At 37.0% G+C, this 1160-nt stretch carries 1 protein-coding gene; it reads right to left on the bottom strand.

Translation table 11 applies throughout. The annotated features are described in order from the left end of the window. Positions 1-68 precede the first annotated feature (68 nt). Entirely contained in the window at positions 69-761 is a 693-nt protein-coding gene (locus tag HZF24_RS18750; protein WP_246346191.1) for a reverse transcriptase domain-containing protein, read from the bottom strand. Between the last annotated feature and the right edge of the window lie 399 nt (positions 762-1160).

Genomic DNA, 1160 nt, shown 5'->3' with positions numbered 1-1160 from the left:
AATTATGTGATACTTACAGGTTTACTTTGCATAAGTACTTATTTAGCATAAGGCGGTTTATGCTAAGCTTAGCATAAACCGCCTTGGGGCATTCCTTTTTCTGTTTTTACATATTTCCCTGCTTCAATCGTTCCTGCCATTAACATCTTTTTAAGGAGTTTTATGATGTTCGGGTCTTTGATTCTATGCTGTATAAACTTAACGACCCACTCATGTTTTACATTGTTGAAGAAGCCTTTTATATCAGCATCTACAATATAATTTATCGGCTTGTATCTAATGATTTCATTTAGTTTTCTTAGTGCTTCATGCGCACTTTTGCCTACTCTGAACCCATAGGATTGTTCGATAAAACATGGGTCGTATATGGCTGTTAGTATTTTGCTTAGACCCATTTGCACAAGTTTGTCTTCGTATGTAGGTATACCTAATGGGCGCTGTTCTCCATTGCCTTTGGGTATGTACACTCTCCTGACAGGTTGTGGTCTGTATGTGTGACTTTTTAATCTTTTAACTAAGTCTTGTATGTTTTCTTCAAGATTGGCAGAGTATTCTTGCTTTGTCACTTTATCGATTCCTGTTGCTTTGTTAGCTTCCAACTCTTGATGACATTCTATGAACATCGCCTCATTGAGAAGGTGATATAAAGACGTAAATACTTCCTTGGGATTTTCTTTTGATTTTACTACTATCCTATCTATTTGCGTTCTCACATCTTCGCTGTCCCTGTGTACAGTATGTGTTTCTTGTAGTAAGGTCAATACTATGTAACCTCCTTTTCTCCTCTGGCATTACCCAGTATCCTAGATACTATGAGGTTATCCGACTCCCTATAGGTCATTTGAATTTCTCCCTTTGTATCGGTTGTTATCCATACTCTGATTATAGAGAACCTATAGGGTCTCACGAGTTTCCAATTATTCATTGTGTACCATGCCTGGCTCTTAGACCCCTGGAATGTTAATTTATTCTTGTTGGATTTACGTTTAAATTAATGTTGCTTTTCCGGGAGCTAACCACCTATCCGCTGCGGCAATTCCTTTGTAAAATTATACCATAATATGACACGTATTTCGATACATCTTAATTCTTGAGTTTCCGCAAAACAATCCACAGGAGAGTAAAAATACAGTTTCACTTATCACAAGATTTGAAAAAAC

This window comes from Sedimentibacter hydroxybenzoicus DSM 7310, assembly GCF_013403245.1.
GTDB classification, from domain to species: Bacteria; Bacillota; Clostridia; order Tissierellales; family Sedimentibacteraceae; genus Sedimentibacter; species Sedimentibacter hydroxybenzoicus.
Note: the sequence above shows the minus strand (reverse complement) of the source record. Positions and strands in the feature narration are given on the sequence as shown.